Origin of the sequence: Variovorax gracilis, from assembly GCF_030317115.1 — a bacterium.
GTDB lineage: Bacteria > Pseudomonadota > Gammaproteobacteria > Burkholderiales > Burkholderiaceae_C > Variovorax > Variovorax gracilis.
Window position 1 is genome coordinate 12,855 of sequence record NZ_JASZYF010000002.1, and the last position, 20,744, is coordinate 33,598.

Annotated in this window: 18 protein-coding genes; 12 read left to right on the forward strand and 6 right to left on the reverse strand. The window is 65.5% G+C overall.

What is annotated here, in order from left to right:
• Positions 1-125: 125 nt before the first annotated feature.
• The 3 genes from QTH97_RS05650 to QTH97_RS05660 are packed head-to-tail and all read left to right on the forward strand — an operon-like array spanning position 126 to position 4,873.
• Positions 126-2,048 carry a PrkA family serine protein kinase gene (locus tag QTH97_RS05650; RefSeq protein ID WP_286567124.1) on the forward strand — a complete coding sequence of 641 codons (1,923 nt, stop codon included), beginning with the start codon at positions 126-128 and terminating at the stop codon, positions 2,046-2,048.
• A 27-nt stretch (positions 2,049-2,075) separates the two neighbouring features.
• The gene (locus QTH97_RS05655) at positions 2,076-3,359 is read left to right on the forward strand and encodes a YeaH/YhbH family protein (protein ID WP_444813396.1); all 1,284 of its coding nucleotides are present in this window, start codon (positions 2,076-2,078) and stop codon (positions 3,357-3,359) included.
• Positions 3,245-4,873, forward strand: coding sequence for a SpoVR family protein (locus QTH97_RS05660; RefSeq protein ID WP_444813397.1), 1,629 nt, complete (start codon positions 3,245-3,247; stop codon positions 4,871-4,873). Before QTH97_RS05655 ends, QTH97_RS05660 begins: the two co-directional genes overlap by 115 nt.
• 8 nt (positions 4,874-4,881) lie before the next feature.
• On the opposite strand, the gene QTH97_RS05665 is transcribed toward QTH97_RS05660, so the two are convergent.
• Genes QTH97_RS05665 through aroQ form a run of 3 tightly spaced genes read right to left on the reverse strand, consistent with a single transcriptional unit; the run spans position 4,882 to position 7,081 of the window.
• Positions 4,882-5,520 (reverse strand): DNA-3-methyladenine glycosylase I, encoded by a 639-nt coding sequence (locus tag QTH97_RS05665; protein ID WP_286567127.1) that lies wholly within the window; start codon positions 5,518-5,520, stop codon positions 4,882-4,884.
• On the reverse strand, positions 5,517-6,629 hold the full coding sequence (locus QTH97_RS05670) for a mandelate racemase/muconate lactonizing enzyme family protein (protein WP_286567128.1): 1,113 nt from the start codon (positions 6,627-6,629) through the stop codon (positions 5,517-5,519). Before QTH97_RS05670 ends, QTH97_RS05665 begins: the two co-directional genes overlap by 4 nt.
• Complete coding sequence (aroQ, locus tag QTH97_RS05675) at positions 6,626-7,081, reverse strand: type II 3-dehydroquinate dehydratase (protein WP_286567129.1); 456 nt, start codon at positions 7,079-7,081, stop codon at positions 6,626-6,628. The genes QTH97_RS05670 and aroQ overlap by 4 nt, the downstream gene beginning before the upstream one ends.
• Before the next feature lie 65 nt (positions 7,082-7,146).
• On the opposite strand from aroQ, the gene QTH97_RS05680 reads away from it, so the two are divergent.
• From QTH97_RS05680 to QTH97_RS05695, 4 genes are read left to right on the forward strand one after another with little or no spacing between them, the layout of a single operon-like run.
• Positions 7,147-8,253 (forward strand): S-(hydroxymethyl)glutathione dehydrogenase/class III alcohol dehydrogenase, encoded by a 1,107-nt coding sequence (locus QTH97_RS05680; protein WP_286567130.1) that lies wholly within the window; start codon positions 7,147-7,149, stop codon positions 8,251-8,253.
• A 13-nt stretch (positions 8,254-8,266) separates the two neighbouring features.
• Entirely contained in the window at positions 8,267-9,178 is a 912-nt protein-coding gene (locus QTH97_RS05685) for an alpha/beta fold hydrolase (protein ID WP_286567131.1), read from the forward strand.
• Positions 9,175-10,041, forward strand: a complete 867-nt coding sequence (fghA, locus tag QTH97_RS05690; RefSeq protein WP_286567132.1) for an S-formylglutathione hydrolase — start codon at positions 9,175-9,177, stop codon at positions 10,039-10,041. Before QTH97_RS05685 ends, fghA begins: the two co-directional genes overlap by 4 nt.
• 15 nt (positions 10,042-10,056) lie before the next feature.
• A complete protein-coding gene (locus QTH97_RS05695; protein WP_286567133.1) occupies positions 10,057-10,665 on the forward strand; it encodes a 3'-5' exonuclease in 609 nt (202 codons plus the stop codon).
• On the opposite strand, the gene QTH97_RS05700 is transcribed toward QTH97_RS05695, so the two are convergent.
• A complete protein-coding gene (locus QTH97_RS05700; protein ID WP_286567134.1) occupies positions 10,662-11,201 on the reverse strand; it encodes a gluconokinase in 540 nt (179 codons plus the stop codon). The two genes, QTH97_RS05695 and QTH97_RS05700, sit on opposite strands and share 4 nt — an antisense overlap.
• A 63-nt stretch (positions 11,202-11,264) precedes the next feature.
• Here QTH97_RS05700 and QTH97_RS05705 point away from each other — a divergent pair, with 63 nt between their 5' ends.
• The 3 genes from QTH97_RS05705 to QTH97_RS05715 are packed head-to-tail and all read left to right on the forward strand — an operon-like array spanning position 11,265 to position 17,183.
• Positions 11,265-14,483, forward strand: a complete 3,219-nt coding sequence (locus QTH97_RS05705; protein WP_286567135.1) for an efflux RND transporter permease subunit — start codon at positions 11,265-11,267, stop codon at positions 14,481-14,483.
• A gap of 4 nt (positions 14,484-14,487) precedes the next feature.
• Positions 14,488-15,705 carry an efflux RND transporter periplasmic adaptor subunit gene (locus tag QTH97_RS05710; RefSeq protein ID WP_286567136.1) on the forward strand — a complete coding sequence of 406 codons (1,218 nt, stop codon included), beginning with the start codon at positions 14,488-14,490 and terminating at the stop codon, positions 15,703-15,705.
• On the forward strand, positions 15,702-17,183 hold the full coding sequence (locus QTH97_RS05715) for an efflux transporter outer membrane subunit (protein ID WP_286567137.1): 1,482 nt from the start codon (positions 15,702-15,704) through the stop codon (positions 17,181-17,183). The genes QTH97_RS05710 and QTH97_RS05715 overlap by 4 nt, the downstream gene beginning before the upstream one ends.
• Here the strand turns inward: QTH97_RS05715 and QTH97_RS05720 are convergent.
• Complete coding sequence (locus QTH97_RS05720) at positions 17,134-18,228, reverse strand: PA0069 family radical SAM protein (RefSeq protein ID WP_286567138.1); 1,095 nt, start codon at positions 18,226-18,228, stop codon at positions 17,134-17,136. The two genes, QTH97_RS05715 and QTH97_RS05720, sit on opposite strands and share 50 nt — an antisense overlap.
• Positions 18,229-18,347: 119 nt before the next feature.
• Between QTH97_RS05720 and QTH97_RS05725 the strand changes: the two genes are divergently transcribed.
• Positions 18,348-18,704 (forward strand): DOPA 4,5-dioxygenase family protein, encoded by a 357-nt coding sequence (locus tag QTH97_RS05725; protein ID WP_286567139.1) that lies wholly within the window; start codon positions 18,348-18,350, stop codon positions 18,702-18,704.
• Between the two features lie 31 nt (positions 18,705-18,735).
• On the opposite strand, the gene QTH97_RS05730 is transcribed toward QTH97_RS05725, so the two are convergent.
• On the reverse strand, positions 18,736-19,392 hold the full coding sequence (locus QTH97_RS05730) for a glutathione S-transferase (RefSeq protein WP_286567140.1): 657 nt from the start codon (positions 19,390-19,392) through the stop codon (positions 18,736-18,738).
• A 115-nt stretch (positions 19,393-19,507) separates the two neighbouring features.
• Here QTH97_RS05730 and QTH97_RS05735 point away from each other — a divergent pair, with 115 nt between their 5' ends.
• The gene (locus QTH97_RS05735) at positions 19,508-20,725 is read left to right on the forward strand and encodes a polyhydroxyalkanoate depolymerase (protein WP_286567539.1); all 1,218 of its coding nucleotides are present in this window, start codon (positions 19,508-19,510) and stop codon (positions 20,723-20,725) included.
• The last annotated feature ends 19 nt before the right edge of the window (positions 20,726-20,744 follow it).

Here is a 20,744-nt window from a genome sequence, read left to right on the forward strand (position 1 = left end):
CAAGTTCCTGCTTGAGGAGTCGATCCAAAGCGTGCACACATCACCTGGCACCATTCCTGCGAACGATGCAACGTGTGCAGCACGGAAACTCCGGGCAGCGCCCCGCTGACTCGATGGAGGTGTCTATGGATGTCATCAGCAACTTCGCCGCTCGTTACGAGCGTACGCGCGAAGAGGTCCTGTCCCTGCAGGAATATCTTGAGATCTGCAAACGGGAGCCCATGGCGTACGCCACCGCGGCTGAACGTATGCTCGAAGCCATCGGTGAACCCGAACTGGTGGATACGCGCAACGACCCTCGCCTGTCGCGCATCTTCGCCAACAAGGTCATCAAGATCTACCCGGCCTTCCGCGAGTTCTACGGCATGGAGGACGCCATCGAGCAGGTGGTTTCGTACTTCCGGCATGGTGCGCAAGGGCTGGAAGAGAAGAAGCAGATCCTCTATCTGCTGGGGCCGGTCGGCGGCGGCAAGAGCTCGATCGCCGAGCGCCTCAAGCAGTTGATGGAGCACGTGCCCTTCTATTCGATCAAGGGTTCGCCGGTCAACGAAACGCCGCTCGGGCTCTTCGACGCGACAGAAGACGGCGAGATCCTCGAGAAGGAATACGGCATCCCTCGCCGCTACCTGCAGCGAATCCTCTCGCCCTGGGCCGTGAAGCGCCTCGAGGAGTTCGGCGGCGACATCCGAAAGTTCCAGGTCGTGAAGCGCTACCCCTCGGTGTTGCGGCAGATTGCCGTCGCCAAGACCGAGCCGGGTGACGAGAACAACCAGGACATCTCCTCGCTGGTCGGCAAGATCGACATCCGCAAGCTCGAGGACTTCGCGCAGGACGATCCCGACGCCTACGCCTATTCCGGTGGCCTGTGCCTGGCCAACCAGGGCTTGCTGGAATTCGTCGAAATGTTCAAGGCACCCATCAAGGTGCTGCATCCTCTGCTGACGGCCACGCAGGAAGGCAACTTCAAGGGCACCGAAGGCTTCGGTGCCATCCCCTTCGATGGCATCGTGCTCGCACACAGCAACGAGAGCGAGTGGAAGGCCTTCCGCAACAACAAGAACAACGAGGCCTTCCTCGACCGCATCTACATCGTCAAGGTGCCGTACTGCCTGCGCGTCTCCGAAGAGATCAAGATCTACGAGAAGCTGGTACGCAATTCGTCTCTTGCAGCAGCGCCCTGCGCACCCGGCACGCTGCGCATGATGGCGCAGTTCTCGGTGCTCACGCGCCTCAAGGAGCCCGAGAACTCCAGCATCTTCAGCAAGATGCAGGTCTACGACGGCGACAACCTGAAGGACACGGACCCCAAGGCCAAGTCCATCCAGGAGTACCGCGACTACGCGGGCGTCGACGAGGGCATGAGCGGCACTTCGACGCGCTTTGCGTTCAAGATCATCTCCAAGGTCTTCAACTTCGACAGCAGCGAGGTCGCGGCGAACCCCGTGCACCTCATGTATGTGCTCGAGCAGCAGATCGAGCGCGAGCAGTTTGCGCCCGAGACGGAGCAGAAGTACCTGTCCTACATCAAGGAGCTGATGGCGCCGCGCTATGCGGAGTTCATCGGCAAGGAGATCCAGACGGCGTACCTCGAGAGCTACTCCGAATACGGGCAGAACATCTTCGACCGCTACGTGACCTACGCCGACTACTGGATCCAGGACCAGGAGTACCGCGACCAGGACACCGGCGAAGTCTTCGACCGCGGATCGCTCAATGCCGAACTCGAGAAGATCGAGAAGCCCGCGGGGATCAGCAACCCCAAGGACTTCCGTAACGAGATCGTGAACTTCGTGCTGCGCGCGCGAGCCGGCAACGCGGGCAAGAACCCGCTGTGGACCAGCTACGAGAAGCTGCGCACGGTGATCGAGAAGAAGATGTTCTCCAACACCGAGGAACTGCTGCCTGTCATCAGTTTCAATGCCAAGAGCAGCGCCGACGAGCTCAAGAAGCACGAGGACTTCGTCAATCGCATGGTGCAGAAGGGTTACACCGCCAAACAGGTGCGTCTGCTGTGCGAGTGGTATTTGCGCGTTCGCAAGAGCTCATGATGAGCTGAAGGAGTTCCGGCCGTGGCCATGCTGCAGCAGATCATCGACCGCCGGTTGTCGGGCAAGAACAAGTCCATTGGCAACCGCGAGCGTTTCCTGCGGCGTTACCGCGAGCAGATCGGTGATGCCGTGCGCCGCGCCGTCAGCGGCCGCGGCATCCGCGACCTCGAACAGGGCGAGGACATCACGCTGCCCAAGCGCGATGTGTCCGAGCCGGTGTTCGGCCATGGCCAGGGCGGCGACCGCGAGTACGTGCATCCGGGCAACAAGGAGTACGTCAAGGGCGACCGCATCGAGCGGCCGCAAGGCGGCGGCGGATCGGGCAGCGGCTCGCAGGCCGGCGACGGCGAAGGGGGCGAAGACGATTTCGTCTTCCGCCTGACCAAGGAAGAGTTCATGCGGGTCTTTTTCGAGGACCTTGCCCTGCCCCACCTGATCCGCACCCAGTTGGCCGAAGTGCCGGAATGGAAGAGCCATCGCGCGGGCTTCGTCAGCGACGGCAATCCGAGCAACCTGCATGTCGTGCGTTCGATGCGCGGCGCACTGGCGCGGCGCATCGCGCTGGGCGGCGACTCCCGGCGCGAGATCCGAGAACTCGAGGCGCACCTGCTGCATCTGCAGCGCAGCCCGCGCGCGGCAGATGCGCTGGTGCAACGCGAGATCCGCGAAACCGAAGCGAGGCTCGAGGAACTGCGCGGCAAGGCCAAGCGCATTCCGTATCTCGACCCCATCGACCTGCGCTACCGCAACCGCGTGAAGGTGCCGGTGCCTTCGGCCAAGGCGGTGATGTTCTGCCTGATGGACGTCTCCGGCTCGATGGACGAGGCGCGCAAGGACATGTCCAAGCGCTTCTTCATGCTGTTGTACATGTTCCTGACCCGGCACTACGAGAAGATCGACCTCGTTTTCATTCGCCACCACACGCAGGCCGCCGAAGTCACCGAAGAAGAGTTTTTCCATGCCACCGAGACCGGTGGCACCGTGGTCTCCAGCGCCCTCACCTTGATGAACGAAATCATCCGTGCGCGCTACCCGAGCAACGAGTGGAACATCTACGGAGCGCAGGCCAGCGACGGCGACAACTGGCACCAGGACAGCGGCCGCTGCCGTGAGCTCCTGAGCGAGCATCTGCTGCCGGTGGTGCGCTACTACGCTTATGTACAGGTGGCCGAGGCCGAGCAGAACATGTGGGAGGAATACACCCAGCTGGTCGGCTCGCACAAGAACTTTGCCATGCGCAAGGTGGCCGATGCACAGGACATCTACCCCGTGTTCCGCGACCTGTTCAAGAAAGAGAGAGGACCGGCGTGAACGCGAAGACCCGAACCCCCTTGCCCAGCCCGTCGGACTGGACTTTCGAACTGATCGAGCAGTACCACGGCGAGATCGCCCGCGTGGCACGCGGATACAAGCTGGACACCTACGCCAACCAGCTGGAGATCATCACGGCCGAGCAGATGATGGACGCCTACGCATCGGTGGGCATGCCGGTCATCTACCGCCACTGGTCCTACGGCAAGCAGTTCATTGCCACCGAGAAGAACTACCGCCGCGGCCACATGGGCCTGGCCTATGAGATCGTGATCAATTCCGATCCGTGCATCGCCTACCTCATGGAAGAAAACACCATGGCGATGCAGGCCCTGGTGATTGCCCATGCTGCCTACGGCCACAACAGTTTCTTCAAGGGCAACTACCTCTTCAAGATGTGGACGGATGCCTCGTCCATCATCGACTACCTGGTCTATGCCCGGAACTACATCTCGGAGTGCGAGGAGCGCCACGGTGTGTCCGCCGTCGAGGACCTGCTGGATTCCTGCCACGCCCTGATGAACCATGGCGTGGATCGCTACCGCCGACCTCAAAGGCTTTCGCTCAGCCAGGAACAGGCGCGCCGCGAGGAGCGCGAGCACCACCTGCAACAGCAGGTCAATGACCTGTGGCGCACCCTGCCCCGGCGAAGCGGCCGGAGCGCCGAAGAGGAAGAGGCGTCCAGGCGCTTTCCCGCGGAGCCGCAGGAGAACCTGCTGTACTTCATCGAGAAAAATGCACCATTGTTGGAACCCTGGCAACGCGAAGTGGTGCGTATCGTGCGCAAAATCGGGCAGTACTTCTACCCGCAGCGCCAGACGCAGGTGATGAACGAGGGTTGGGCCACTTTCTGGCACTACACCCTGCTCAATACGCTCTACGACGAAGGCCTGCTGGCGGACGGCTTCATGATGGAGTGGCTACAGTCGCACACCAACGTCGTCTACCAGCCGCCGATCGGCCATCGCGCCTACAGCGGCATCAATCCCTATGCCCTCGGATTCGCGATGTACACGGATCTCCGTCGCATTTGCGAAAAGCCGACCGATGAAGACAAGCGCTGGTTCCCCGATCTGGCGGGCACCCCCTGGCAGACTTCGCTCGACTACGCCATGCGCAATTTCAAGGACGAGAGCTTTATCGGCCAATTCCTTTCGCCCAAGCTGATGCGCGATTTCCGCTTTTTTGCGGTGCGCGACCAGGAAAGCGAGCCCGAACTGGAGGTTTCAGCCATCCACGACGACAGCGGCTACCGCCAGTTGCGTGAATCGCTGTCGCGCCAGTACGACCTCAACCACCGCGAGCCCAACATCCAGGTGTGGAGCGTCAACCTGCGCGGCGACCGGTCGCTGACCCTGCGCCACACGCAGCACAACAACCGCCCGCTGCACGACGATTCGCAGGAAGTGCTCAAGCACGTGGCGCGGCTGTGGGGCTTCGACGTCCATCTGGAGAGCGTCGACAGCCAGGGCCGCGTGAACCACCGCAAGGTTCCGGGGCCGCAGGCTGCGTAGCCGGGCAATCAGCGTGGCAGCTTGAGCTTGGCGCGTGCCTTCAGCGCCTGCTCGCGGGCGTGGCAGCCCTCGATGTGATCGTTGACCAGGCCCATGGCCTGCATGAAGGCATAGACGGTCGTCGGTCCGACGAAGCTCCAGCCGCGCTTCTTCAAGTCCTTGGACATCGCCACCGACTCGGCCGACGTCGTCATCGCGCGCAAGGCCTCGTGCGTGATCCGCTTCGGACGCGAGCTTGCTTCAGGTTCGAAGCGCCACGCATAGGCAGCCAGGGAGCCGAATTCCTGGCGCAGTTCGAGCACACGCTGCGCGTTGTTGATGGCCGACTCGATCTTGCCGCGATGCCGCACGATGCCCGCATCGGCGAGCAGTCGCGCGATGTCGTCGGCGCCGAAGCGCGCTACGCGCTCGGCCTCGAACTGCGCAAAGCCGCGCCGGAAGGCCTCCCGCTTGTTGAGGATCGTCAGCCAACTCAACCCCGCCTGGAAGCCTTCGAGGCACAGCTTCTCGAAAAGCCTCCGGTCGTCCGTGACCGGAAAGCCCCATTCGCTATCGTGGTAATCCCGATAGATCTGCGTCGATTCGCACCAGCGGCAGCGCAAGGCACCATCCGCGCCTTCGAACAAGCCTGCCCGCTCGCTCATCATGCGGTGGCCTGGCGGTACTTCTGCCAGGCGTCGGAGGTCGGGGTGGTTCCCGCGCCGGGCTCTTGCGGCAGCGCGAAATGGCCGTCCACCACCTCGGCCGGGTCGGTGAAGCAGGCCTTGATCCAGGGGATGTACTCCAGCACCTCGCAGGCCGGATGGGCATAGCTCAGGTGCACGTGGACCTGGCTCATGTCGCCTGCATGCGGCGCGACGGGCAGGCGGAATGCGTGCGCGGCCTCGCAGACCTGCAGGACCTCGGTGATGCCGCCCATGCGCGTCACGTCGGGCTGCACCCAGTGGATGGCCTGCTGCGCGAAGAACTCCGAGAACGCATCGGCTGTATAGAGCTGCTCGCCGAGCGCCACCGGAATGCGCGTGGCGCGTGCCAATTGCGCATGGCCCTTGACGTCGTCGTACCAGAGCGGCTCCTCGAACCAGAACACATCGGACGCCTCCGCGCCGCGGCAGAAGCGCAGGCAATCCGCCAGGCTCCACTTGCCGTTGCCGTCGACCGCCAGCGTGACCTCCGGGCCGATCGCCTTTCGCACGGCTTCGAGGCGGCGCAGGTCGCGGTCCACGCTCGAGCCGACCTTGATCTTGATGCCGGTGAAGCCTTCGTCCACCGCACGCCGTGCACCTTCGACCAGCTTGTCATCCGCGATGCTGAGCCAGCCGATGTCGGTGTTGTAGGCCCGAACCTTCTGCCGGACCTGGCCGCCGAGCAGCTTCCAGAGCGGAACGCCGGCGGCCGTGGCCTTCAGGTCCCAGAGCGCGATGTCGATCGCCGCGAGCGACAGCGTGGTGATGCCGGCGCGGCCGATCCACTGCAGCGCAGGGTTGCGGGCGAGCTTCAACCAAAGCCGATGCACGTCGTTCGCATCCTCCCCGACCAGCAGCGGCGCATGGCAGGTCTCGATGCACCGCGTGATGAGCTGGTCGCCGGGCAGATGCGCGTGCGTGCCGGTGAAACCGTAGCCCTTGAGGCCGTCTTCGGTCTCGACCTGCGCGCCGACCACACCCCAATGCGTGATGCTGTGCGTGCTGTCGGCGATCTGGCTGCCGGTGACCGGCACATGCAGGATGAAGGGCTGGACGGACTTGATCTTCACTTCGACTCGCTCACGCGCACCAGCGCCTCGATCGCGAGCGGATAGCCCTTCACACCGAAGCCGACGATGATGCCGCGCGCCGCGGGCGAGATGAATGAATGGTGCCGAAACTCCTCGCGCGCATGCACGTTGGAGATGTGCAGTTCCACCAAAGGCACGCTCGCGCCCTTGATGGCGTCGTGCAGCGCGACCGACGTGTGCGTGTAGGCGCCGGGGTTCATGACCACGCCGAACATGCGGCCCGCCGCCACCTCCCGACCGGCCTCGTGGATCCAGTCGATGAGCTGGCCTTCGTGGTTGGACTGTCGGCACTCGATTTCCACGCCGATCTTCGCGCCCGTTTCCGCGCACATGCGCTCGACGTCGGCCAGTGTTTCGTAGCCGTATTGCGCGGGCTCGCGCGTACCGAGCAGGTTGAGGTTCGGGCCGTTGAGGACAAGGATTTTCTTCATGACGTGACGCTCCTGTGCCGGGCATCTTATAGTGCCCGGTTCCCGAATCGAACCCCCTAGGACCCATGAAAACCAAAGCCGCCGTCGCCTGGAAATCCGCCGCGCCCCTGACCATCGAGACCGTGGACCTCGAAGGCCCCCGTTTCGGCGAAGTGCTGGTGGAAATCAAGGCCACCGGGATCTGCCACACCGACTACTACACGCTTTCGGGCGCGGACCCCGAAGGCATCTTCCCCGCCATCCTGGGCCATGAAGGCGCGGGGATCGTGGTCGACGTGGGCCCCGGCGTGACCACCCTCAAGAAGGGCGACCACGTCATCCCGCTCTACACGCCCGAATGCCGCCAGTGCAAGTTCTGCCTTTCGCGCAAGACCAACCTGTGCCAACTCATCCGCGGCACCCAGGGCAAGGGCCTGATGCCCGACGGCAGCAGCCGTTTCAGCCTGGACGGCAAGCCCATCTTCCACTACATGGGCACGAGCACCTTCAGCAACTACACGGTCGCCCCCGAGATCTCGCTGGCCAAGATCCGCGAGGACGCGCCCTTCGACAAGGTCTGCTACATCGGCTGCGGCGTGACCACCGGCATTGGCGCCGTGATCTTCACGGCCAAGGTCGAAGCCGGTGCGAACGTGGTCGTGTTCGGTCTCGGCGGCATCGGCCTGAACGTGATCCAGGGCGCGAAGATGGTGGGCGCGGACAAGATCATCGGCGTCGACCTGAATCCGGCGCGCGAGGCGATGGCCCGCAAGTTCGGCATGACGCACTTCATCAACCCGAAGGACACGCCGAACGTGGTGGATGCCATCGTGCAACTGACCGACGGCGGCGCCGACTACAGCTTCGAGTGCATCGGCAACACGCAGGTGATGCGCCAGGCGCTGGAGTGCACGCACAAGGGCTGGGGCCGCAGCATCATCATCGGCGTGGCCGAAGCCGGTGCGGAAATCAGCACCCGGCCCTTCCAGCTCGTGACCGGCCGCAAGTGGGAAGGCTCGGCCTTCGGCGGCGCGCGCGGACGCACCGACGTGCCCAAGATCGTCGACTGGTACATGGAAAACAAGATCAACATCGACGACCTGATCACCCACACGATGCCGCTGGAGGACATCAACAAGGGCTTCGATCTCATGAAGAGCGGCGAGTCGATCCGCGGCGTTGTCCTGTACTAGAACTGGAACTGCCATGACCCGCATGGACGCACTGCGCACAATCCGGGCCGGCGTGCTGGAAGTCGCCTACTTCGAGGCCGGTCCGGCCGACGGCCCGCCCGTGCTGCTCATGCATGGCTTTCCATACGACATCCACAGCTACGTCGACGTTGCGCCCATGTTGGCCGATGCGGGATGCCGGGTGATCGTGCCGTACCTGCGCGGCTACGGTGCCACGCGCTTCCTGAGCGACGCGACGCCGCGCTCCGGCGAACAGTCAGCGCTGGGGGCGGACTTGCTTGCGCTGCTGGATGCTCTCGCGATCCCGCGTGCGGTGCTGGCCGGCTACGACTGGGGCGGCCGCGCCGCCTGCGTGGTGGCAGCACTCTGGCCTGAACGCTGCGCCGGGCTGGTCTCCTTCAATAGCTACAACATCCAGAACATCGCCAGGGCAATGGAGCCGGAGGTCGCCGAGAACGAGCACCGGCTCTGGTACCAGTACTACTTCCACAACGAGCGCGGACGCGCCGGGTTGGCGGCCAACCGCCGTGGCATCACCCGGCTGCTCTGGCGGCTCTGGTCGCCGACCTGGAAGTTCGACGATTCGACCTTCGAGCGCAGCGCGTCGGCCTTCGACCATCCGGATTTCGTCGAGGTCGTGATCCACTCGTACCGCCACCGTTTCGGCCTCGTGCCGGGCGACCCGGCCTATGCCGCCATCGAGGCGCGTCTGGCCGCGCAACCGTCGATCACCGTACCGACCATCACGTTCGACGGCGCAGACGATGGCGTGCGGCCGGTGGCCGATGCCTCCGCCCATGCGCACCGCTTCAACGGACCGCGTTCGCATCGCATCGTGCCCGGCGTCGGCCACAACATGCCGCAGGAAGCACCGCGCGTTTTCGCGGATGCGGTGCTCGAACTCGTACCCGCCCTCAAGACATGACAGATAGCCTGAAGACCCTTTCGCAACACCGCTGCTTCGGCGGTGTGCAACGCTTCCACGAACACGCCTCGCGCGAGATCGGCCTGCCGATGCGCTTCTCGGTGTACCTGCCGCCGCAAGCCGAGCACGGGCCGGTGCCCGCCCTGATGTACCTCGCGGGCCTGACGTGCAACGATGAAACCTTCATGGTGAAGGCAGGCGCGCAACGAGTCGCGGCCGAACTGGGCCTTGCATTGATCGCTCCGGACACCAGCCCCCGGGGGCCGGTGGTCGAGGGGATCGCGGGCGCGACGTCGAGTTGGGACTTCGGCGTCGGCGCCGGCTTCTATCTCGACGCGACGGCCGAGCCCTGGACCGATCACTGGCGCATGGAAAGCTGGCTGATCCACGAACTGCTCCCGCTCGTCACCCAAGCCTTTGCCATCGATGCGAAGCGCATCGGAATTTTCGGCCACTCGATGGGTGGCCATGGCGCGCTGACGCTGGCGCTGCGGCATCCGGGACGCTTCAAATCGTTGTCGGCCTTCGCACCGATCTGCGCGCCTTCCCAGTGTCCGTGGGGAGAGAAGGCATTCAGCGGCTACCTGGGCACCGACCGCAGCGCCTGGCTCGCGCACGATGCGTGCGCGCTGATGCAGTCGCAAGTCGTCGCGCCCTATCCGGAAGGCATCCTCGTCGACCAGGGCCTGGCCGACAAATTCCTGGCCGAGCAGTTGCACCCGCAGTTGTTCGAGGCCGCGTGCTTCGCAGCCGGCCAGCCGCTGAGCCTGCGGCGGCACGAGGGTTACGACCACGGCTACTACTTCATCCAGAGCTTCATTGCCGATCACCTGGCCCATCACGGCCATATCCTGCGAGCCTGAATCGGCCACCCCCTGATGAATCAAGCCCTCCCCCCGCTGCCCGAGCGCGAGCAGATCGCCCTGCTCGAACCTTTCGACGGCCTCGGGCTCCAGGACATCCGGGTCGTCACAACGCCGCAGGAAGCGCACGACGCGACGAAGGCGCTGCTCGCCAGCGGCGTGGTGGGCTTCGACACCGAATCGAAACCCACCTTCGCGAAGTTCGAGGTCTCCGGCGGCCCGCACGTGGTCCAGTTCGCGACGCTCCACGAGGCATGGCTGTTCCAGCTGCATCGCACGGAGTTCCACGGCGCGCTGGGCGCCTTGCTCGCTTCGACGGAGCTCACGAAAGTGGGTTTCGGCCTGTCGAGCGATCTGGGCCTGATCCGCCAGCGCTTCGGCGTCGAGCCGCAAGCCGTATTCGATATCGACAGCGAATTCCGCCGCCGCGGCTACCGCAAGTCGGTCGGCGTGAAGACGGCGGTGGCGCTGGTGTTCAACCGGCGTTTCGTCAAGTCGCGCAAGGCCACGACATCGAACTGGGCCAACCGGCAACTCACCGACGCACAACTGCGCTACGCGGCCAACGATTCGTACGCGGCGATCCGGGTGTTCGACGCACTCGGGCTTCGCGCCGCGGCCTAGCCCGGCGGAGCGGCCTCGGCGAGCCAGGTGCGTGTCTTCGCGACGAGTTCATCCCTCGGCGCTGTCGCATCGAGTTCCAGCACACCCGGCTCACCCACCGGCGATTCGAGCGTCGCGAACTGGTTGGCAACGAGGCTGGCCGGGAACATGTGTGCACCGGCCCGCGACGCGACCCGCCGCTCGGACTCCTCGCGCGTCAATGCCAGGAACGCGAAGCGCAGCCCCGGCACGGCGGCGCGGAGACGCTCGCGATAGTCGCGCTTGAGCGCCGAGCAGGTGAGCACCGCCCCTTCCGGGTGACTTGCCAGTTCCCGACCCAAGGTGGCGAGCCAGTCGGCCCGGTCGGCATCGGTCAGGGCAATGCCGGCGCGCATCTTGCTCACGCTTTCGGGCGAATGGAAGTCGTCCCCTTCGATCAGCGGCAGCGCCAGTTCGCGCGCCAGCGCTGCACCCAGGCTGGATTTTCCGCAGCCGGAGACGCCCATCACCACCAGCCAATGAAAGGTGTCGCGACCGGGAACGTAAAGCTGCTGCATAGGCTCCATTGTGTTGCCATCTCTCCTTATGATGGCGGCCTCGTTGTCGAGAAGTAACAAGTCGTGTCCATGGTCCAGCTCGCCCTGCGTCGCCCGTACACCTTCATCGTGATGGCGATGCTCATCGTGCTGGCAACGCCATTCGTGCTGTTACGGATGGCGACAGACATCTTTCCGGAAATCAATATTCCGGTCATCAGCATCATCTGGAACTACGGCGGCCTGCCGGCACAGGAGATGGGCCAGCGCATCGCCGGCCAGACCGAGCGCAGCCTGACCACGACGGTGAGCGACATCGAGCACATCGAGTCGCAGTCGCTGGCGGGGGTCACGGTCATCAAGGTCTTCTTCCAGCCGACAGCGAACATCGAGACGGCCATCGCGCAGGTCGTGGCCTCGATGCAGACACAGGTCCGCCAGTTGCCGCCGGGCATCACGCCGCCGCTGGTCATCAAGTACTCGGCATCGAGCATTCCGGTCATCCAGTTGGCGCTGTCGAGCCCCACGCGGGCGGAAAACGCGCTGTTCGACGCGGCGATCAACCAGCTCAGGCCGCAGCTCATCACCGTGCCGGGCGTGGCGGTGCCCTTCCCCTATGGCGGCAAGAACCGGCTCATCTCGGTCGACCTCGACACGCAGGCAATGCAGGCGCGCGGCCTGTCGCCGGCCGACGTGGTCAATGCGGTCAACGCGCAAAACCTGATCCTGCCGTCGGGCACGGCCAAGTTCGGCGCCACCGAATACAGCGTGCGCATGAACGGCTCGCCCGAGGCCATCGCCGGCCTCAACGACCTGCCGGTGCGGACTTCCGCCGGCGCCACCACCTACCTTCGCGACGTTGCGAACGTGCGCGACGGCTTTTCGCCTCAGACCAATGTGGTGCGGCAGGACGGCGTGCGCGGCGTACTGCTGTCGGTACTGAAGAACGGCGGCGCGTCGACGCTGGACATCGTCTCCAACTTGCGGGCGTTGCTGCCCGTCGCCGCGCAGGGCATGCCGGCGGACATCAAGATCACGCCGCTCTTCGACCAGTCAGTCTTCGTCAAGGCTGCCGTGCAGGGCGTGGTGGCCGAAGCGGTCATTGCCGCGGCGCTGACGGCCGCGATGGTGCTGCTCTTCCTGGGCAACTGGCGCAGCACGCTCATCATTGCGCTCACGATCCCGCTGTCGATCCTGGCGTCCATCCTCGTGCTCTATGCGCTGGGCCAGACGCTCAATCTCATGACGCTCGGCGGCCTTGCGCTCTCGGTCGGCATCCTGGTGGACCAGGCGATCGTGACGATCGAGAACATCGAGCGCCACCTGCACATGGGCACCGAGCTCAACGAGGCCATCCTGGTCGGCGCCGGCGAGATCGGGCCGGCGGCCTTCGTGTCGACGCTTTGCATCTGCATCGTGTTCGTCCCGATGTTCTTCCTGTCGGGCGTGGCGCGATTTCTCTTCGTGCCGCTCGCGGAAGCGGTGGTGTTCGCGATGTTGGCGTCCTACATCCTCTCGCGCACGCTGGTCCCGACGCTGGTCATGCTGCTGATGGGCGGCGTGCATGCCAAGGCCGCCGCCGACACCCATCCGGGCTTGCTGCAGCGGGTCTACCGCAGCTTCGACCGCAAGTTCGAGCGCGTTCGGCGGGCCTACACGCTCGTGCTGTCGGCCCTGCTGGCGAAGCGCGGGCAGTTCATCGTGCTCTTCCTGGGCTTCTGCGTTCTGTCGTGCCTGCTGTACCCGGTGCTGGGCCGCGACTTCTTCCCCGGCGTGGATGCCGGCCAGATCCGCCTCCACATGCGCGCCCCCACCGGCACCCGCATCGAGGAAACGGCGCGCTTGGCCGACGAAGTCGAAGCGGCGATCCGGCAGCTGATTCCCAAGGACCAGCTCGAAACCATCCTCGACAACCTCGGCGTGCCCAACAGCGGCATCAACCTCTCCTACAGCAATGCCGGAACCATCGGCACGCTGGACGGCGAGATCCTGCTGTCGCTGCGCGACGGGCACAGGCCGACCGAAGAGTTCGTTTCACTCTTGCGCGCCGAGCTGCCCAAGCGCTTTCCGGGCACGGAATTCTTCTTCCAGCCGGCGGATATCGTCACGCAAATCCTCAACTTCGGCCTGCCCGCGGCCATCGACGTGCAGTTCAGCGGCAACGACATCAACGCCAACGCGGCCCGCGCTGCGGAACTGGTCAAGGCCATCCGGCAGATTCCCGGCGCGGTCGACGCGCACGTGCACCAGCGGCTGGACGGCCCCGGCCTGAACCTGCAGATGGACCGCACGCGGCTGCAGCAGTTCGGGCTGACGGCCGCGAACGTCGGGCAGAACGTGCTGATCGCGCTGTCCGGCAGTTCGCAGACGGCGCCGGCGTTCTGGCTCAACCCGCAGAATGGCGTCGTCTACAACATCGCGGTGCAATCGCCGCAGTACAACGTGGACTCGCTGGATTCGCTACTCAACATCCCGGTCGGCGCTGGCGGCGGTGGCGCGGCTGCCGGCAATGCGCCGCAGTTGCTGGGCAACCTGGTCGACGCCCAGCCCGGACGGCAGCCGGCGGTGGTCTCGCGCTACAACATCAGCCCGGTGGTCGACGTGTACGTCAGCGTCCAGGGGACCGACCTCGCGAGCGTGGCGTCCAAGGTGCAGGCGCTGGTCGACGAGATGCGGCCCAAGCTTTCGCGGGGCAGCCAGGTGACGGTGCGCGGACAGGTGCAGACCATGCAGTCGTCCTTCATCGGGCTGGGCGTCGGCCTGGCGATGGCGATCGTCCTGGTCTATCTGTTGATCGTGGTGACCTTCCAGTCGTGGATCGATGCAGCCATCATCATCACTGCGCTGCCGGCGGCATTGGCCGGCATCGCATGGATGCTGTTCATCACCGGCACCACCCTCAGCGTGCCGGCATTGACAGGCGCGATCATGACCATGGGCGTCGCGACGGCGAACAGCATCCTTCTGGTGGCCTTCGCGCGCGAGCGGCTCTCGGCGGGGACCACCCCTCTCTCGTCCGCGCTCGAGGCCGGCGCCACGCGCATCCGGCCGGTGCTCATGACGGCACTGGCGATGATCATCGGCATGATCCCGATGGCGCTGGGGCTCGGTGAAGGCGCCGAGCAGAACGCGCCGCTCGGCCGCGCCGTGATCGGTGGCCTGCTGTTCGCGACGGTGTCGACGCTGTTCTTCGTGCCGGCCGTCTTCGCCGAAATCCACAGCCGCCGCGCGCGCCGCAAGGCAGCGCGCGACACTGCCCCATCTGCATCATCCTCGCTCGGGGCCGAGCCCCAGGAGACCTGAAAACATGTCGGAGCAACGCCACGCGGCATTGGCCATCCACCCGATCGCCGTCGATGAAGACGGCGCTCACCACGAGCTGCCGAAGCGCCGGCAGATCTTGCGCCGCACCCGGATCGCGGTGCTCATCGTGCTCGTGCTGCTGGCAGTCGGCGCCGCGCGCACCGTGTTCGTCCGCATGAGCAATGCGCGCGCGCTGGAGGCCGGCACCACCGAGCGCGCCGCGCAGTACGTGAAGACGGCCCTGCCCCAGACGGCGGCAGCCGGCCAGACGCTGGCGCTGCCGGGCACGCTGCAGGGCTTCGTGCAGTCGCCGATCTCGGCACGCGCCAGCGGCTATCTGCGCAGGTGGACCAAGGACATCGGCAGCCGTGTCGAAAAGGGTGAACTCCTGGCCGAGATCGAGACGCCGGAAATCGACCAGCAACTTTCACAGGCCATCGCGGCACGCCAGCAGGCAGCCTCGGGGCTGGAACTGGCGAAGAGCACGGTCGCCCGCTGGGAGAACCTGCGCAAGAAGGACGTGGTCTCGCAGCAGGACCTGGACGAGCGCCGCAGCGCGCTCGCACAGTCCACCGCGAACCTGGCCGCCGCCGACGCCAACGTGCAGCGCTTGCGGCAGACCGAGGGATTCAAGCGCGTCCTGGCGCCCTTCGCCGGGGTCGTCACGCGGCGCAACGTCGACGTGGGCGACCTGATCGATGCGGGCGGAGGTGGTGGCGGGCGGGCGCTGTTCATGCTCGCGCAGACCGACCCGCTGCGGGTGTACATCAACGTGCCGCAGGCCTATGCGCAGCTCATCAAGGCCGGGCAGCCGGTCGTCGTCACCCAGTCCGAACTGCGCGGCCAGAGTTTCAAGGGCGAAGTGGCGCGCACGTCGGGCGCGATCGACACGACCACGCGGATGATGCAGGTCGAGGTGTCCTTGCCCAACAAGGACGGCACCCTGCTGCCCGGTGCCTACGTGCAGGTCTCGCTGCCGCTCGCGGCAAGCCAGTCGCTCACCATTCCCGCCAACGCGCTGCTCTTCAGGGCCGAAGGCACGCGCGTGGCCGTGGTCGACGGGCAGGGGCGCGTTCGCCTGCGCACCGTGCAACTCGGACGCAACTACGGGGAGACGGTCGAAGTGCTCGATGGCCTCGGCGCCACCGACCGGCTGGTGCTGAACCCGTCGGATTCGCTGGCCGAGGGCGACGTCGTCGTGGTCGCCAAGGAACCGGCGTGAGCTTGCCCCGGATCTCGATACTGGCGGCCGCGCTGCTGGCGGGCTGCGTTGCAGGGCCGGACTACCGGAAGCCGCCCGTCGACGTGCCGGTGACCTGGCAGCTCGAAGAACCGTGGCGCCAGGGCACACCCAGCGACGCAGACGCCAAGGGCCGCTGGTGGCAGCGTTTCGGTGACGCGCAGCTCGACGCACTGCAGCAAAAGGCGCTGGTCAACAACCCGACGCTGGACGTGGCTGCCGCGAGGCTGGCTCAGGCGCGCGCATCGCTCGCCGGCAGCGAGGCGGCGCGCTATCCGCAAGTCGGACTCGGCGCGCGCGCGGCGCGTTTCCAGATCTCGGAAAACCGTCCGCTCACCAATTACAACGCGCCCAATTTCTCGACGGTGCAGAACGACTTCGCGCTGTCGCTCACGGCGAGCTACGAACTCGACCTCGCAGGGCGCGTGCAGCGGTCCGTCGAAGGCGCAACGGCGTCGGCCGCGCAGTCGGCCGCCGACCTCGAGAACACCCGACTCCTGCTCACGACCGACCTGGCGTCGAGCTACTTCAACTTGCGTTCGACCGACGTGGAACTGGATGTGCTCGCGCGCTCCATCGCCTTGCAGCGTCGCGCGCTGGAGTTCGTGACCGATCGGCACGATCTGGGTGCCGTGTCGGGCCTGGACGTCGCCCAACAGCAAGCCCTGCTCGACAACACGCTCACACAAGTGGACGTGCTGAAGAAACAGCGCTCCCAGTACGAACACGCGATCGCCACGCTGACCGGAACGCCCGCGCCCGTGTTCTCGATCGCGGCCGATCTCAAGCCGCTCGTGCCACCCGCGATTCCCATCGGCGTGCCGTCGGATGCACTGGAGCGCCGACCCGACGTCGCGTCCGCGGAGCGCGCGATGGCCGCAGCCAATGCGCAGATCGGCGTGGCCACCGCGGCCTTCTATCCGAGCGTGATGCTGTTCCCGACCGGGGGCCTCGACAGCCGAACGCTTTCGACCCTGTTCAATGCCAACAGCCTGCTGTGGTCGATCGGCGTCTCGGCCACGCAGACGATCTTCGACGGCGGGCGCATCCGCGCCAATGTCGATTTCACGCGCGCCGGCTACGACGCCGCCGTGGCCAACTACCGCCGCGTCGTCCTGACCGCGATGCAGGAGGCCGAGGACGGCATCACCGGCCTGGCATCGCTGGACCGCGCATCGACCCAAGCACTCGCAGCCGTCGCGAGTTCGCGCCGCGTGCTGGACATGGCGGCCAGCCGCTACGAGGGCGGCGCGTCGATCTATCTCGATGTGATTACCGCCCAGCAGGCACTCCTCAACACCGAACGCCAGGCTGCGCAGATCAATGGCCAGCGCATGCTGACCTCCGTCTTCCTCGTGAAGGCGCTGGGCGGCGACTGGTGCGGCGTCGAGCCCCGCGGCACGAGCGAAGCTAGAACAGGCTGCCCTGCCCCGCTGCGCCAGGTGGTCGGAACGCGCTGAGGTCCTGCGTCGTGCGCTCACGGTTGAAGCCGATGCGCTGGGTTGCCTTCTCGAATCGCTGCCGGATCAGGTCCGCCCACAGCCCGCTGCCTTTCATGCGCGTGGCGAAGTCGGCGTCGTAGTCCTTGCCGCCGCGCATCTCGCGGATGCGCGCCATGATGCGGCCCGCGCGCTGCGGGTAGTGCAGCTCCAGCCATTGCTTGAAGAGCGGCGCGACTTCCCAAGGCAGGCGGACAACCGTATAGAACGCACTGCGCGCACCCGCTTCCCAGGCCGCTTCGAGCACCTGCTCCATATCCTCGTTGACGAACGGAATCTGCGGCCCCACGCTCACGCCCACTGGGACGCCCGCTTCGGCCAGCGTGCGCACGGTGCGCAGGCGGCGGTGCGGCGCCGCCGCGCGCGGTTCGAGCTTGCGCGCCAGTTCGCCATCCAGCGTGGTGATGGTGACGTACACGGCCGCCAGGCGCTCTGCGGCCATCGGCGCGATCACGTCGAGGTCGTGCTCCACCGCGCTGGACTTGGTGACGAGGCCGAAGGGGTGGCGTGTTTCCTTCAGCAGTTCGATCACCGAGCGCGTGAGCCGGAGTTCGCGCTCGATCGGCTGGTAGCAATCCGTCGCGGTGCCGATCACGATGGGACTCGGTACGTAGCTCTTGCGGCCCAGTTCGGCGCGCAGCACCTCGACGATGTTGCGCTTGGCGATCAGCTTGGTCTCGAAATCGAGCCCTGGCGACAGATTGAGGTAGCTGTGGGTGGGACGGGCGAAGCAGTAGATGCAGCCGTGCTCGCACCCCCGGTACGGATTGAGCGAACTGTCGAACGGCACGTCAGGGGAATCGTTGTGGGTGAGCACCGATTTGACGTTTTCGAAGCGGACTTCGGTGGCGAGGGGCGGCAAGCCTTCGGCATCGGCCGCGCCTTCCTCGAGCGTGCCCCAGCCGTCGTCGAAGGCGTTGCGCGCGTCGCGCTCGAATCGATGCGGCAAGTGCGTGGCCGCACCTCGGCCCTTCAGGGCGTGCAGGGGGATGAATACGTCGGCCATGGCTGGGTCTAGATGCTGTATGAAATAACAGTATTTCACCATTCCGCCTGCGATGCAGCAAGCGCCTGTTACCGACGGACAAGCAGAAGCGTAAGCTCCACGTTCGCCCGGAGTCCACCATGCCTCGCCGCCCAGAAAACCTCTACCCGCAGTACCACGCCCATATCTATTTCGGGCCGGACACCGTCGAGCAGGCGCGCCAGTTGGCCGAGGACGCCGGCCACAGCCTGCTCGTGGTGGTGGGCCGGGTCCATGAAAAGCTGGTGGGTCCCCATCCGCACTGGAGTTGCCAGATCGCTTTCGACGCCGCGGAGTTCGATGAAGTCATCGGCTGGCTCGACGAGCATCGCAACGGGCTCGACATCTTCGTCCATGGCCTGACCGGCGACGACTACCTCGATCACACCGCTCACGCAATGTGGCTGGGCAACGAAGCAACGCTCGACCTGCGCATGTTCCGCAAGGCCGCGGGCTGACACGGCCGGCCGGCCGGCCGGCGGCAAGGGCTCAGAACTCGGCGTCGAGTTCGTCGATTTCTTCCGGCTCCTGTTTTGCCGCCTTGACCCATTCCTGCATGGCAGGCAATTCGATGATCCGCTTGCAATAGGCGGCGCAGGTCCTGTCGAGCGCCACGTCGTAGGTGATGAAACGCGTGACGACCGGCGCGTACATCGCATCCGCCATGCAGGGCTGTTCACCGAACAGGAAAGGGCCGCCGTACGCACTGAGGCACTCGCGCCAGATCGCGACCACCCGGTCGATGTCGGTCTGGGCGCGCGACCAGATCTTGAACGCGGGGAACTTGGCCTTGACGTTCATCGGCAGCGATCCGCGCATCGAGCTGAAGCCCGAGTGCATCTCGCCGCAGATCGCGCGGCAATGCGCACGCGCCTTCATGTCGGCGGGCAGCAGGCCGGCCTTGGGCTTGATTTCGTTGAGGTATTCACCGATGGCCAAGGTGTCCCACACCTTGACGCTGCCGTGCTGCAGCGAGGGCACCAGCATCGAGGCGGAGAGCAGCAGCATCTCGGCCTTCATCGCCGGATCGTCGGGCGGGATGATGTGCTCGGTGAACTCCAGGCCCGCAAGGCGGCACATCAGCCAGCCGCGAAGCGACCACGCACCGTAGTTCTTGCTGCTGATGGTGAGTACGGGTTTGGCCATGCTGACGCTCCTCGGCTGCCGGATCGGCCTGGGAGCTGTGCAAGGCCTGTGCCAGAACGGTGCGCCTGCCGATCGCACGCCCGTGCTTGGCCCACAACTTGCCTACACCTCATGCATGCTGTACCGGGCCTACCAAACCAACGCCGACCTGCTTTCGCCATCCCGGCTTGCGGCCCAATACCTCGGCAGCGCGCTCTGGCACTCGAAAGCCGACCGCACCCTGACACGGCGAATGGCCGCGGCGATGGAGGTGTATTCGCGAATGCGGCTCACGCACACGCGTCCTCCCTACGGCATCGATAGCGTGATGGTCGACGGCGAGGAAGTCGCGGTGCATGAAGAGCCTGCGCTGGTCGCGCCCTTCGGCACGCTGCTGCACTTTCGCAAGGACACCAGCGCGGTGCATCCGCCGGTGCTGCTGGCCGCACCACTGTCGGGCCATTTCGCGACGCTCCTGCGCGAAACGGTGCGCACCCTGCTGCGCGACCATGACGTCTACATCACCGACTGGCACAACGCGCGCGATGTGCCGCTCTGGCACGGCGGATTCGGCCTCGACGACTACACGCTGCAGATCATCAGTTTTCTCGAGGCGATCGGCCCGGGCACGCACATGGTCGCGGTGTGCCAGCCCTGCGTCGCGGCGCTGGCGGCGACCGCGCTCATGTCCGAAGACGACAACCCGTCCACGCCGTACAGCCTGACGCTGATGGCCGGCCCGGTCGACTGCCGAATCAACCCGACCGCGGTGAACAAGCTCGCGAACGAACGCTCCATCGGCTGGTTCGAGCGCAACCTGATCAGCCGTGTGCCATGGCCGCATGCCGGCATGATGCGGCGCGTCTACCCCGGCTTCCTGCAGCTCAGCGCGTTCATGAGCATGAACCCGGACCGCCACAAGCAGCAGTTCGCCAAGCTCTTCCAGCATCTGGTGGATGGCGAGGTCGACCAAGCCACCGTCATCCGGAACTTCTATGACGAATACCTGGCGGTGAACGACCTGCCGGCGGAGTTCTATCTGGAAACGGTGGAACGCGTGTTTCAGACCTACGACCTGCCCCGCGGCAAACTCACGGTCGGCGACCGCAAGGTGGACCCCGCCGCCATCCGCAAGACGGCATTGCTCACCGTGGAGGGCGAGCGCGACGACATCTGCGCCGTCGGCCAGACCGTGGCTGCGCAGGACTTGTGCACCAGCGTACGGCCGTACCTCAAGACCCACCACCTGCAAGCCGGCGTCGGCCACTACGGCGTCTTCAGCGGCAGCAAGTGGAATACGCAGATCTATCCACGCGTGCGAGAGACGATCCACACGGCTGCGGAGATGCACTAGCCGCTGGCGGCAAGGCCCG